Raw genomic sequence first — 12,652 nt, 5'->3', positions numbered from 1 at the left:
GACTAGCGGAGGAACGCCGCGGCCACGCCGGCGTCGACAGGGATGTGCAGACCCGTGGTGTGGCTGAGCTCGTCGGTGCAGAGGACGAAGACCGCGTTGGCGATGTTGTCCGGAAGCACCTCGCGCTTGAGGATCGTGCGCTGGGCGTAGAACTTGCCGAGGTCCTGCTCCTCCACGCCGTACACCGCCGCGCGGTTGGCTCCCCAGCCCGAGGCGAAGATGCCCGAGCCCTGCACGACGCCGTCGGGGTTCACGCCGTTGACCTTGATCCCGTGCTCGCCGAGCTCGGCCGCGAGCAGCCGCACCTGGTGGGCCTGGTCGGCCTTGGCGGCGCCGTACGCGACGTTGTTGGGGCCGGCGAAGATCGAGTTCTTCGAGGAGATGTAGACGATGTCGCCGCCCATGCCCTGCTCGATCATCGCCTTGGCGGCGGCCTTGGCGACGAGGAACGACCCCTTGGCCATCACGTCGTGCTGGAGGTCCCAGTCCTTCTCGGTGGTCTCGAGCAGCGAGCGCGACAGCGACAGGCCGGCGTTGTTGACCACGAGGTCCACGCCGCCGAAGGCGAGCACCGTGGCCTGGACCGCGGCCTCGACGGCCGCGGCGTCGGAGACGTCCACCTGGACGCCGACGGCGACGTCGGCGGTGCCGATCTCGGACGCGGCGGCCTGCGCCTTGTCCAGCGACAGGTCCGCGATGACGACGCACGCGCCCTCGGCGGCGAGCCGCTTGGCCGTGGCGAGGCCGATGCCGGAGGCGGCGCCGGTGACCAGCGCGACGCGGGTGGCGAGCGGCTTGGGCTTCGGCATCCGCTGGAGCTTGGCCTCCTCCAGCGCCCAGTACTCGATGCGGAACTTCTCGGCCTCGTCGATGGGGGCGTACGTCGAGAGACCCTCGGCGCCGCGCATCACGTTGATCGCGTTGACGTAGAACTCACCGGCGACGCGGGCGGTCTGCTTGTCCTTGCCGAAGCTGAACATGCCCACGCCCGGGACCAGGACGATCAGCGGGTCCTTGCCGCGGATGGCCGGGCTGTCGGGGGTGGCGTTGCGGTCGTAGTAGCCCTGGTAGTCCTCGCGGTAGGCCACCGCGAGCTCCTGCAGGCGGGCGAGGGACTCCTCGACGCTCGCCGACGCGGGCAGGTCGAGCACGAGCGGCTTGACCTTGGTGCGCAGGAAGTGGTCGGGGCACGAGGTTCCGAGGGCGGCCAGCCGGGGGTGCTCGGCGTGGGCGAGAAAGTCGAGGACCACGTCGGAGTCGGTGAAGTGGCCGACCATCGGGCGGTCGGCCGAGGCGATGCCGCGGATCGTCGGCGCGAGGGCCGCGGCCTTGGCGCGACGCTCGTCGGCGGGCAGCGGGGCGTAGCCGTCGAGCGCGGGGCCGAACGGCTCCGGCCGGCTGTGCTCGGCGATGTGCGCGGCGGCGGTGTCGATGATCCACAGCGAGTTGCGCTCGGCCTCCTCGCTCGTGTCGCCCCAGGCGGTGATGCCGTGCCCGCCGAGGATGCAGCCCACGGCCTGCGGGTTCTTCGCCTTGATCTCGGCGATGTCCAGACCGAGCTGGAAGCCGGGACGGCGCCACGGCACCCACACGACCTTGTCGCCGAAGATCTCACCGGTCAGCCGCTCGCCGTCGGCAGCGGTCGCGATGGCGATGCCCGAGTCGGGGTGCAGGTGGTCCACGTGCGCCGCGTCGACGAGGCCGTGCATGGCCGTGTCGATCGACGGGGCGGCACCGCCCTTGCCGTGCAGGCAGTAGTCGAAGGCCGCGACCATCTCGTCCTCGCGCTCGACGCCGGGGTAGACGTCGACCAGCGCGCGCATCCGGTCCAGGCGCAGCACCGCGAGCCCACCCGGGGTCAGCGTGCCGAGGTCACCGCCGCTCCCCTTCACCCACAGCAGCTCGACGTCCTCGCCGGTGACCGGGTCGGTCTCGGTGCCCTTGGCGGAGGTGTTGCCGCCGGCGTAGTTGGTGTTCTTCGGGTCGGCGCCCAGCCGGTTGGAGCGCTCGACGAGCGCGGCGACGGTGGGGTTGAGGTCACTCACGGTGCGGGGTTCCTTCGGGATCGCGGGGAGGTGGGTGCGGGGATGCGGCGGAGAGGTGGTGCGAGGACGTGCGCGTCAGTTCCAGCCGGCCTGGACGCCACCGACGCGGTCCGCCTCGATCTGCTGCTGGTAGCCGGAGTCGAGGTAGGCCCGCATGGGGTCGGCCGGCAGACCGCGCTGCTCGCGCCAGGCGGCGAGGTCGCCGCGGACGTCGGTGTAGAAGGCGTCCATGAAGATCGCGTTGGCGCCGAGCACGTCGCCGGCGCTCCGGGCCTCGTCGAGCGCCTCGGTGTCGAGGAGCAGCGCGCGGGCCGTCATCTCCTGGACGTTGAGCACCGATCGGATCTGGCCGGGGATCTTGTCCTCGATGTTGTGGCACTGGTCGAGCATCAGGGCCACGTCGTTGGGCGTGCCGTCCGCGGCCGAGCCGAAGCCGCCGCCGCGGATGACCTCGACCATGATGCGGAACAGCTGGAACGGGTCGGCCGCACCGACGATCAGGTCGTCGTCGGCGTAGAAGCGGCTGTTGAAGTCGAACGAGCCGAGCTTCCCCAGGCGCAGCAGCTGGGCGACGATGAACTCGATGTTGGTGCCCGGCGCGTGGTGGCCGGTGTCGAGGCACACCTTGGCGCGGTCGCCGAGGGCGGCGACGTGGGCGTACGACGTGCCCCAGTCCGGCACGTCGGTGTGGTAGAACGCCGGCTCGAAGAACTTGTACTCCAGCACCAGCCGCTGGTCCTCGGAGAGCTGGTCGTAGATCGTGCGCAGCCCCTCGGCGAGCCGGTCCTGGCGGGCGCGCATGTCGCCCTGGCCGGGGTAGTTGGTGCCCTCGGCCAGCCAGATCTTCAGGTCGCGCGACCCGGTCTGGTTCATCACCTCGATGCACTCGAAGTGGTGGTCGATCGCCTTCTGCCGCACCCGCGGGTCGGTGTGGGTGAGCGCCCCGAGCTTGTAGTCGTCGTCCTGGAACGTGTTGGAGTTGATCGTCCCGAGCGTGACGCCCTGCTCCTTGGCGTACGCCGCCAGCGCGGCGTAGTCGTCCACCTTGTCCCACGGGATGTGCAGCGCCACGGTCGGCGCGAGGCCGGTGAAGCGGTGCACGGCCGCGGCGTCGGCGATCTTCTCCTGGACCGTGCGGGGGGTGCCCGGCGAGCCGAACACCTTGAATCGGGTGCCGGAGTTGCCGTAGGCCCAGGACGGGACCTCGATCGCGAGGTCGCCGAGCCGGTCGCTGATGTCGGAGAAGCTGGTCATCACTGGTCCTGTGTCTGGGTGGGGAGATCGGTGGTCGCGCTGGTGTGCGCGGCGAGCTGGTCCTCGAGGTGGAAGACCTCGCTCAGCTGCCAGAAGCCCTGGTCGGGCGGGAGGTCGAGGTCCTCGAAGAACTCGGCCATCTCGGCCTGCCACCGCGCGTTCACGTCGGTGCGGGCCATGCCCTCCTGCGCGGCCGCCAGGTCCGGGGTCTCGAGGTAGCCGACGAGCAGGCCGTCCTCGCGCAGGAAGAGGGAGTAGTTGTGCCAGCCGGTGTCGTGGAGGGCACGGAGCATGTCGGGCCACACGGCTGCGTGGCGCTCGGCGTACTCCCCCATCCGGTCGCGGCGGACCTGGAGGGTGAAGCAGACACGGTGCATCGCCGTCTCCTCGCGTGGCTCGATGGTGTGCCCGGGGCCGCCGGCGGCTGGTGGCCGGCGGCCCCGGGACGAGGTGGTGCGGTGGGGATCCGACTCAGAAGTCGAAGTCGCCGATGTTGTCGGCGTTGAACGTGAACGGCTCACCGAGCAGGACGACCCCGTCGGCGTCGACCGTGAACTCACCGAGGTCGCCGGCCTCGAAGGTGTCGCCCTCCTCGCCGGAGATGTCGCCGTTGGCCAGCGCGGCAGCGGCGTAGGTCGCCAGGGCGCCGAGGTCCTCGGGGTTCCACAGCGCGAACGCCTCGACGGTGCCGTTCTCGACGTACTCGCGCATCTGGTTCGGGGTGCCGAGGCCGGTCAGCGCGACCTTGCCCTTGTACTCGGAGTCCGAGAGGTAGCGGGCCGCGGCGGCGATGCCGACCGTGGTGGGCGAGATGATGCCCTTGAGGTCGGGGTGGTTCTGCAGCAGCGCCTCGGTCTGGTCGAAGGACTTCTGGTCCTCGTCGTCGCCGTAGACGGTGTCGACCAGCTCGATGTTCGCGTAGTCGGGGTTCTCCGCGAGCTCGGTCTCCATCATCTCGATCCACGCGTTCTGGTTCGTCGCGTTGGCCGCGGCGGACAGGATCGCGATCTCGCCCTCGCCGCCGATCTGCTCGGAGATGAGCTCCAGCTGCTTGGCGGCGATGCCCTCGGCGGTGGCCTGGTTGACGAACAGGTCGCGGCACTCGGGGTTGGTGTCGGCGTCGAAGGTCACGACCTTCACGTCGGCCGAGCGCGCCTCGTCGATCGCGTCGCACAGGGCGTCGGGGTCGTTGGCCGACAGGATCAGCGCGTCCTGGCCCTGCTGGGCAACGGTGTTGATGTAGGACACCTGGGCGTCGGGGCTCGCGGTCTCGGGACCGACCTCCTCGAGGTCGGCGCCGATCTCCTCGGCGGCCGCCTCGGCGCCGTCGGTGCTGGTGTCGAAGTAGGGGTTGCCGAGGTTCTTCGGGAGCATCGTGATGCTCAGCTCGCCACCGCCGCTACCGCCGGCCGAGCCGCCGTCGCCACCGTCGTCGCCGCCGCAGCCGGCGAAGGCGAAGGTCGCGGTCAGGGCGAGCGCGGCGAGGGCGGTGGGCCGCCTCTTGTGGAACTTCATCTGTCTCTACCTTTCGGGGTCTCAGACGCCGGCGGTCGCCGTGTCCTTGTCGGAGCGCGGTCCCGCAGGGGCCGCTGACGCCTTGCGGGGCAGCCGAGAGCCGGCCCACCCAAGGACGCTGGGAAGGATCACCGAGGCCACCAGGAGGAGGCCGACGATGACGTTGGTGACGTTGACCGTCACGCTCTCCAGGCGCAGCGCGCTGGAGATGACGCCGATCAGCACGACGCCGGCGAGCACGCCGTGCAGCCGGCCGCGGCCGCCGAAGATCGACACGCCGCCGAGCAGCACCGCCGCGATGACCTGCAGCTCGTAGCCGGTGGCGTTGTCGCCACGGGCCGAGCCGTAGCGGAGGGTGAAGTAGATCCCGGCGAGCGCGGACACCACGCCGGACAGGACGAACAGGATGAGCTTGGTCCGCCGGACGTCGACGCCGGTGAAGTGCGCCGCCTCGTCGTTGAGCCCGATCTCGTAGACCCCGCGGCCGAACGTCGAGAAGTGCAGCAGGACGACGAAGCCGACGGCGAGCACGGCGAAGGGGATCATCACGAGCGGGATCCGGGTCTCGCCGATGGTGCCCGTCGCGAGGTCGGACCACTTCTCGGTGAAGTCGGTGATCGCCGTGGTGCCGAGCAGGCCGACCGCGATGCCGCGGAACAGCGCCAGCGTGCCGATGGTGACCGCCAGCGACGGCAGCCCGACGTAGGCGATGAGGAAGCCGTTGAGCGCACCGCAGGCCAGGCCGGCCAGCAGGGCCAGCAGGGCGGCGGCGGGCACGGACATCCCACTCTCGTGCAGCACGCCGAGGAGCACGCTGCTGAGCCCCATGATGCTCGCGACCGACAGGTCGATCTCGCCGGTGATGATCACGAGGGTCATCGGCAGGGCGATGAGCAGGATCGGCGCGATGTCCTGGAGCAGGAACTTCAGGGTCAGCGGACCGTCGAAGTTCGGCACGTTGGCGATCGAGTAGAGCACCACCGCGGCGGTGAGCACGATGACGGCGGTCTCGCGGGTCAGCAGCCAGCGCTTCCACAGGGGCGCGGAGTGGGCGGCGTACGTGCGGGTGGCGGCGGGCGCCGGGGCCTGGGTGCTCATGCGTGGTCCCTCGATTCGGCGAGCTTGCGTGCTTGTCGGCGAGCCAGGACGCGGTCGAGGACGATGGCGCCCAGGATGAGCACGCCGACGACGGCGCGCTGCCAGAAGTCCTCGATGCCGAGGCTGGGCAGGGCCCGGTTGATGGTGATCAGCAGGAACGCGCCGATGGCCGCGCCCCACACGGTGCCGCTGCCGCCGAAGATCGCGATGCCGCCGATGACCGCCGCGGCCACGGCCTGCAGCTCGATGCCGTTGCCGACGCTCGAGCTCACCGTGCCGTAGCGGGCGGTGTAGAGGGCGCCCGCCAGGCCGGCGAGCGCGCCGCTCAGCACGAACGCGGCCAGCAGGCGACGGCGTACGGGCAGGCCGTAGAGGACCGCGGCGTCGGGGTCGGAGCCGATGGCGTAGAGCTCGCGGCCGCCCCGGGCGGTGTGGAGGTAGTAGCCGACCGCGGCCAGCACGAGCACGGCGACGATCGTGAGCAGCGGGATGCCGAGCACGGTCTGGGTGCCGAGGCTGAGGAACTCGCGCGGCATGTCGCCGGCGTTGATCCGGTCGCTGCCGGCCCAGGTGAGCATGATCCCGCGGAAGATGTACATGGTGCCGAGCGTGATCACGAGTGCCGGCACCTTGCCGTACGCCACCAGCACGCCGTTGACCAGCCCGAGGACCGCGCCGAGCAGCAGGCAGGCGGCCACGACCGCGACGATGGGCAGATTGGGCTGCTCGATGAAGAGCCGGCCGGTGAGGTACGCCGTCAGCGCCATCACCGAGCCGACCGACAGGTCGACGTTGCGGGTGATGATGACGACGCCCTGGCCGACCGCGAGCAGCAGCAGGATCGACGGGTTGAGCAGGAAGTTGCGCCACCCGTCGGCGCTGAACAGGAAGCTGCTGTTCTTGGTCGTGGCGAGCACGACGACGGCGACGAGCACCAGGAAGATCGAGAGCTCGCGCGAGCGCAGGACGCTGGTCAGGGCGCGGCGGGTAGGCGAGAGCCGGCTGGGCTCCACGAGGAGGGCCTCGCCGGTGGACACGTCCGGGGCGGCCTGTGGGCCGGAGCCGGGGCGCTCGACGTCGGTGTGGCTCATCTGTCCGGGGTCCTCGCGGGGTTCGGGGGAGCGGAGCGGAGAGGAAGAACGCCGTGGGGTGGTCATCGGGCCTCCTCCAGGTGGTGGGTGGCGGCGTGCATGACCGCCTCGGGAGTGGCCTCGGCACGGTCGAGCTCGGCGGTGATCCGGCCCTCGCAGAGGACGAGGACGCGGTCGGCCATGCCGAGGACCTCGGGCAGCTCGGAGGAGATCATCAAGATCGCCAGCCCCTGGCCGGCGAGCTCGGACAGCAGGCGGTGGACCTCGGCCTTGGTGCCGACGTCGATGCCGCGGGTCGGCTCGTCGATGATCAGCAGGCTGGGGTTGGTGGCCAGCCACTTGGCGATCACGACCTTCTGCTGGTTGCCGCCGCTCATGGTGGCGGCGTTCATGTCCAGCGCGCTGGTCTTGACCTCGAGGCGTCCGGCCCACGGCCCGGCGGCCTTGGTCTCCATGGCGCCGGTCAGCAGGCCGGCCTTGGCGATGCTCCGGCGGATGACGCCGGCGACGTTGCGGCTGACCGAGGAGTCGATGACCAGGCCCTGCTTGCGCCGGTCCTCGGGGATGAACGCCATGCCGGCGCGGATGGCCGAGCGGGGGTCGCGCGCCTTGACGGGCTTGCCGGACATCGTCACGGTGCCCGAGTCGTAGGCGTCGACGCCGAACACGGCGCGGGCGACCTCGCTGCGTCCGGCGCCCACGAGCCCGGCCAGGCCGACGATCTCCCCGGCGCGGACCTCGAGGTCGATGTCGTGGAAGACCCCGGCGCGGCTCAGCCCCCGCACCTGCAGGACCGGCTCGCCGATCTCCGCGGCGACCTTGGGGAAGAGCTCGTCGACGTCGCGACCCACCATGAGCGAGACCAGCTCGGACGGCGTCGTCCCGTCGATGCGGCGGGTGTCCACGTAGGAGCCGTCGCGCATCACCGTGACGGTGTCGCAGAGCGCGAACACCTCGTCGAAGCGGTGGGAGATGAAGACCAGGGCGCGGCCCTCGTCGCGCAGGCTGCGGGCGACGGCGAACAGGCGCTCCACCTCCACCCCGCTCAGCGCTGCGGTGGGCTCGTCCATGACGAGGAGCCGTGCGTCGAGCGAGATGGCCTTGGCGATCTCGATGATCTGCTGGTCGGCGATGGACAGTCCCTCGGCGGGGCGCCGCGGGTCGATCCGCACCCCGAGGCGCGAGAAGAGGCGCTCGGCCTCGGCGTACATCGCCGGCCGGTCGATGCGTCGTCCGCGCGCCCGGTGCTGGCGGCCCATGAAGATGTTCTCGGTGACCGAGAGGTCCGGGAAGAGCGTGGGCTCTTGGTAGATCACCGCGACACCGGCCTGCTTGGACTCGGCGGTGGAGGTGAAGTCGACGGGCTCGCCGCCCAGCTCGAAGGTGCCGGCGTCGCGGCGGTGCACGCCGGCGACGACCTTCACCAGCGTGGACTTGCCGGCGCCGTTCTCGCCGATGAGGGCGTGGATCGAGCCGGCGTCGACGCGCAGGCTGCCCGAGCGCAGGGCGACGACGGGGCCGAACGACTTGGAGACGTCGCGCAGCTCGAGCACCGGTGCAGCGGTGTCGCTCGGGGACATGGAACTCCTTGGGTTGAAAGGTTTCAACGGGACCGTAGGTGAGGGTCGTCACATCTGTCAAGGGGTTCGCATGCGTGTCTCCCAAGTCGTTCCTCGACCGGCCCGCCGAGGCGGCACATGCCGTACGCTCCGCTTCAGATCGTTTCAACGCACGCGACGCAAGGGGGAGACGGTGGCCAAGGCCTCGTCGGTCAAGGACGTCGCGGCACGCGCCGGCGTGTCGCTGGGAACGGTCAGCAACGTGCTCAACCGCCCCGAGCGGGTCTCGCCGGACACACGTGCCCGGGTGGAGCAGGCGATGCGTGACCTCGGCTTCGTGCGCAACGAGTCTGCCCGACAGCTGCGCGCCGGACGCAGTCGGACCCTCGCCTACGTCCTGCTCGACGCGCGCAACCCGTTCTTCACCGACGTCGCCGAAGGGGCGGAGCGGGCCGCCGAGGGCGCCGGGCTGTCGCTGTTCATGTGCCACTCCGACAACCGCGCGGCGCGCGAGCGCGACTACCTCGCCCACCTCGTCGAGCAGCGGGTGCAGGGGATCCTGGTGACGCCCGTCGACCCGGACGCCGCCGCGCTGGCCGAGGTGCGCCGCAACGGCACCCCTGTCGTGATCGTCGACCGCACCCGTTCCGACGACGAGTTCTGCTCGGTCGCCGTCGACGACGTGCTCGGTGGCCGGCTCGCGGTCGAGCACCTCATCGACACCGGTCACACGCGGGTCGCCTTCATCGGAGGGCCGGACAGCATCGGCCAGGTGCGCGACCGGCTCGAGGGCGCCCGCCGGGCCTGGTCCGACGCCGGCCTGCCCGAGGACCAGCTGACCATCGTCCCCACCGCGAGCCTCACCGTCGTCGAGGGCCGCTCGGCCGGCGAGCGGGTGATGGGCATCAGCAAGCGCCGTCGTCCGACCGCGGCCTTCTGCGCCAACGACCTCCTCGCGCTGGGGCTGCTCCAGCAGCTCAGCACGTCCGGGGCCAGCGTGCCGGGCGACCTGGCCATCGTGGGCTACGACGACATCGAGTACGCCAGCGCCGCCGCCGTACCCCTGACGTCGGTGCGGCAGCCGCGCCAGGAGCTCGGACGTCGCGCCGCCGAGCTCGTCCTCGACGAGGCCGAGGACCCCGACCACGTCCACCAGCAGGTGACCTTCACCCCCGAGCTCATCGCTCGCCGCTCCACCCTGGGCTGAGGGCGCTCCTGCTGGGCGGTGGCTCAGCCACATTGCGGACGTTGCGCAGGCCCTCCCCCTGGCGGTGTCCCAGCCACATCGAAGGCCTTCGCGATGTGGCTCACGCACCGCTGCCCGGCCGCCTCGCTTGAACCGGCCTCCAGCGGTGCCCCAGCCACATCCCGAGCGCTGCGAATGTCGCTCACGCACCGCTCCCCGGCCACCCCGGCCGCAACCCGCGCCCCAGCGGTGCCCCAGCCACATCCCGGACGTTGCGAATGTCGCTCACGCACCGCCCCCGGCCACCCCGGCGCAACCCGCGCCCCAGCGGTGCCCCAGCCACATCCCGAGCGCTGCGAATGTCGCTCACGCACCGCCCCGCCCGGCCGCCCAGGCGCGGCAAGCGAGGGTCAGTGCGCGACGCCGTACAGCCGGTCGCCGGCGTCGCCGAGGCCCGGGACGATGTAGCCCTTCTCGTTCAACCGCTCGTCGAGTGCCGCGGTCACCACGGTGACGGGGACGTCGAGGCCCCGGAGCCCGGCCTCGAGGTTGTCGACACCCTCGGGCGCGACGAGCAGGCAGATCGCCGTGATGTCGTCGGCGCCGCGGTCGGTGAGGAAGCGGATCGCGGCGGCCAGCGTCCCACCGGTCGCGAGCATCGGGTCCAGGACGTAGCACTGGCGCCCGGACAGGTCCTCGGGCAGCCGCTCGGCGTACGTCGACGCCTCGAGCGTCTCCTCGTTGCGCAGCATGCCGAGGAAGCCGACCTCCGCCGTGGGCAGCAGCCGCATCATGCCGTCGAGCATGCCGAGGCCGGCGCGCAGGATGGGCACCACCATCGGCTTGGGCTGGGCGAGGTAGACGCCCGTGGTGGGTCCGACGGGCGTGGTGATGTCCAGCGGGTCCACGCGGACCTCGCGGGTGGCCTCGTAGGCCAGCAGCGTCACGAGCTCGTCGGTCAGCCGGCGGAAGGTCGGGGAGTCGGTGTCCCGGTCACGCAGGACGGTCAGCTTGTGCGAGACGAGCGGGTGGTTCACCACGTGCAGGCGCATGGGGGTCACCCTAATGGCCGACCGCGAGCCCGACCCCGTGGCCGCCTGCGTGGCCGTCGGGGTCGAAAGAGGGTTGGCGCACCCGGGTGTTTCTGGGACATTGGACGGGTCCGCAGCGCTCGTGGGGAGGGTCCATGTCCGAGCAGGCCGGTGAGGTCGACTTCGCGCTCGCCGCGTTCGTCGAGGACGGGGTCTGGGAGCTGCAGGACATCGCCTCGCCCGCCTTCGAGTCCGTCGAGTCGCTCGCCCACGCGTTGCGGCAGGTCTCCGGCGAGTCGGGCGCGGTCGGGATGGTGGCGGTCGACGAGGACTTCTTCGTCCTGGTGCGGGTCGCGGGGTCGACCACCCGGGTGCTGCTCTCCGACGTCACCGCGGCCGACGAGTGGGAGCTGGCCAAGTCGGCCATCGACTTCCTGCACCTGCCGCCGCCGGAGGACGACGACGTCGAGGAGCCGGCCGGTGACCTTGGCCTCCTCGGCGACCTGGGCCTGAACGCCATCGAGATGGCTGCCCTGCTCGACGACGTCGAGCTCTATCCCGACGAGATGCTGTCCGAGGTCGCGCGCCGCCTGGGCTTCGGCGAGCTCTTCGACGACGCCGTCGGGCTCACCTCCGCATGAGCCGTCGCGGACCCTGGGACGAGCCGATGCGGCTGGCCCTGGACCAGGCGCGCGTCGCGCTGGAGGGCGACGACGTACCGGTCGGTGCCGTCGTCGTCGACGCCGGCGGGACGGTCATCGGCACCGGCCGCAACACCCGCGAGTCGCACGGGGACCCCACCGGTCACGCCGAGGTCGTCGCCCTCCGCGCCGCGGCGGCCACGCGCGGCGAGTGGCGACTGTCCGGTTGCACGCTGGTCGTGACCCTCGAGCCCTGCACGATGTGCGCCGGCGCGCTCGTGCTGGCCCGCGTCGACCGCCTCGTGTTCGGCGCCTACGACGACAAGCTGGGCGCGGTCGGCTCGCTGTGGGACGTGGTGCGCGACCGCCGCCTCAACCACCGGCCCGAGGTGGTCGCCGGAGTGCTCGCCGCCGAGTCCACCGCGCTGCTCGACGACTTCTTCGCCGCCCACCGCCTCGAGCGCGAGCGCCTGCCGTGACCGCCGTACGCCGAGCACGCGTCGACGACGCACCCGTGCTCGCCCGGCTGCTGTGGGACTTCAACACCGAGTTCGACACCGAGACCGACGACGCCGACGTGCTCACCGCCCGGTTCGACCGGCTGCTGCGCCTCGACGAGATCGTGGCGGTGCTCGCCGAGGACGCCGCCGAGCCGGTGGGGTTCGCCCTCGTGAGCCTGCGGCCGGCCATCTGGTTCGACGGCCCGGTCTCCCAGCTCGAGGAGCTCTACGTCGTGCCCGAGCGCCGCGACCGCGGCATCGGCACCCAGCTGCTCGAGCTGTCCCGCCGCCTGGTCCGCGAGCTCGGCTCCCCCGAGATGCACATCAACGTCGACGAGGTGGACGAGGACACGCGTCGGTTCTACGAGCGGCACGGCTTCGTCACCATCGAGGAGGGCGTCGACTACCGGATGCTCTGCTACGTCGGGCCCACCGCCTGACGCCGGTTTCCGGCTCCCGCTCAGCCTCCGGTATCGTTCCGCGCGGTGGCGTGTCCGAGCGGCCGAAGGTGCATCACTCGAAATGATGTGTGGGGTCAAACCCACCGTGGGTTCAAATCCCACCGCCACCGCCAGCCAACTGATCGGGCCGGTCCCTCGCGGACCGGCCCGATCTGCGTCTGGGGCTAGAGGACGAAGAGCACCAGCAGCAGCGCGGTGATCGCGACCGAGATCAGCAGCGAGGTGGCGCAGCCGAGCCGGTTGCTGAAGAACAGGAACATGCGGGCTCCTT

Annotated in this window: 12 protein-coding genes and 1 tRNA gene; 5 read left to right on the top strand and 8 right to left on the bottom strand. The window is 71.3% G+C overall.

Annotated features, from left to right (window positions below):
• Positions 1-2: 2 nt before the first annotated feature.
• From J3P41_RS14815 to J3P41_RS14785, 7 genes are all read right to left on the bottom strand, one after another.
• The gene (locus J3P41_RS14815) at positions 3-2,045 is read right to left on the bottom strand and encodes a bifunctional aldolase/short-chain dehydrogenase (protein WP_307862015.1); all 2,043 of its coding nucleotides are present in this window, start codon (positions 2,043-2,045) and stop codon (positions 3-5) included.
• Between the two features lie 75 nt (positions 2,046-2,120).
• Positions 2,121-3,299 carry an L-rhamnose isomerase gene (gene rhaI / locus J3P41_RS14810; protein WP_210651125.1) on the bottom strand — a complete coding sequence of 393 codons (1,179 nt, stop codon included), beginning with the start codon at positions 3,297-3,299 and terminating at the stop codon, positions 2,121-2,123.
• Entirely contained in the window at positions 3,299-3,676 is a 378-nt protein-coding gene (locus J3P41_RS14805; RefSeq protein ID WP_210651124.1) for an L-rhamnose mutarotase, read from the bottom strand. The genes rhaI and J3P41_RS14805 overlap by 1 nt, the downstream gene beginning before the upstream one ends.
• A 94-nt stretch (positions 3,677-3,770) precedes the next feature.
• A complete protein-coding gene (gene rhaS, locus J3P41_RS14800) occupies positions 3,771-4,814 on the bottom strand; it encodes a rhamnose ABC transporter substrate-binding protein (protein ID WP_210651123.1) in 1,044 nt (347 codons plus the stop codon).
• Positions 4,815-4,835: 21 nt separating this feature from the next.
• A complete protein-coding gene (locus J3P41_RS14795) occupies positions 4,836-5,912 on the bottom strand; it encodes an ABC transporter permease (RefSeq protein ID WP_210651122.1) in 1,077 nt (358 codons plus the stop codon).
• Positions 5,909-7,003 (bottom strand): ABC transporter permease, encoded by a 1,095-nt coding sequence (locus J3P41_RS14790; RefSeq protein WP_210651121.1) that lies wholly within the window; start codon positions 7,001-7,003, stop codon positions 5,909-5,911. The genes J3P41_RS14795 and J3P41_RS14790 overlap by 4 nt, the downstream gene beginning before the upstream one ends.
• Before the next feature lie 62 nt (positions 7,004-7,065).
• A complete protein-coding gene (locus J3P41_RS14785) occupies positions 7,066-8,583 on the bottom strand; it encodes a sugar ABC transporter ATP-binding protein (RefSeq protein ID WP_210651120.1) in 1,518 nt (505 codons plus the stop codon).
• 172 nt (positions 8,584-8,755) lie between these two features.
• On the opposite strand from J3P41_RS14785, the gene J3P41_RS14780 reads away from it, so the two are divergent.
• Positions 8,756-9,769 (top strand): LacI family DNA-binding transcriptional regulator, encoded by a 1,014-nt coding sequence (locus tag J3P41_RS14780; protein ID WP_307862014.1) that lies wholly within the window; start codon positions 8,756-8,758, stop codon positions 9,767-9,769.
• Between the two features lie 389 nt (positions 9,770-10,158).
• Here the strand turns inward: J3P41_RS14780 and upp are convergent, their stop codons facing one another.
• Positions 10,159-10,800: a uracil phosphoribosyltransferase gene (upp, locus tag J3P41_RS14775; protein WP_210651118.1), complete on the bottom strand. Its 642-nt coding sequence runs from the start codon at positions 10,798-10,800 to the stop codon at positions 10,159-10,161.
• A gap of 134 nt (positions 10,801-10,934) precedes the next feature.
• Here upp and J3P41_RS14770 point away from each other — a divergent pair, with 134 nt between their 5' ends.
• From J3P41_RS14770 to J3P41_RS14755, 4 genes are all read left to right on the top strand, one after another.
• Positions 10,935-11,420, top strand: a complete 486-nt coding sequence (locus J3P41_RS14770) for a tRNA adenosine deaminase-associated protein (RefSeq protein WP_210651117.1) — start codon at positions 10,935-10,937, stop codon at positions 11,418-11,420.
• Positions 11,417-11,899, top strand: coding sequence for a tRNA adenosine(34) deaminase TadA (tadA, locus tag J3P41_RS14765; RefSeq protein WP_246862233.1), 483 nt, complete (start codon positions 11,417-11,419; stop codon positions 11,897-11,899). The genes J3P41_RS14770 and tadA overlap by 4 nt, the downstream gene beginning before the upstream one ends.
• Entirely contained in the window at positions 11,896-12,360 is a 465-nt protein-coding gene (locus J3P41_RS14760) for a GNAT family N-acetyltransferase (protein WP_210651116.1), read from the top strand. Before tadA ends, J3P41_RS14760 begins: the two co-directional genes overlap by 4 nt.
• Before the next feature lie 44 nt (positions 12,361-12,404).
• Positions 12,405-12,494, top strand: a tRNA-Ser gene (locus tag J3P41_RS14755).
• Positions 12,495-12,652 lie beyond the last annotated feature (158 nt).

The organism is Nocardioides sp. SYSU D00065, from assembly GCF_017916425.1.
GTDB lineage: Bacteria > Actinomycetota > Actinomycetes > Propionibacteriales > Nocardioidaceae > Nocardioides.
Note: the sequence above shows the minus strand (reverse complement) of the source record. Positions and strands in the feature narration are given on the sequence as shown.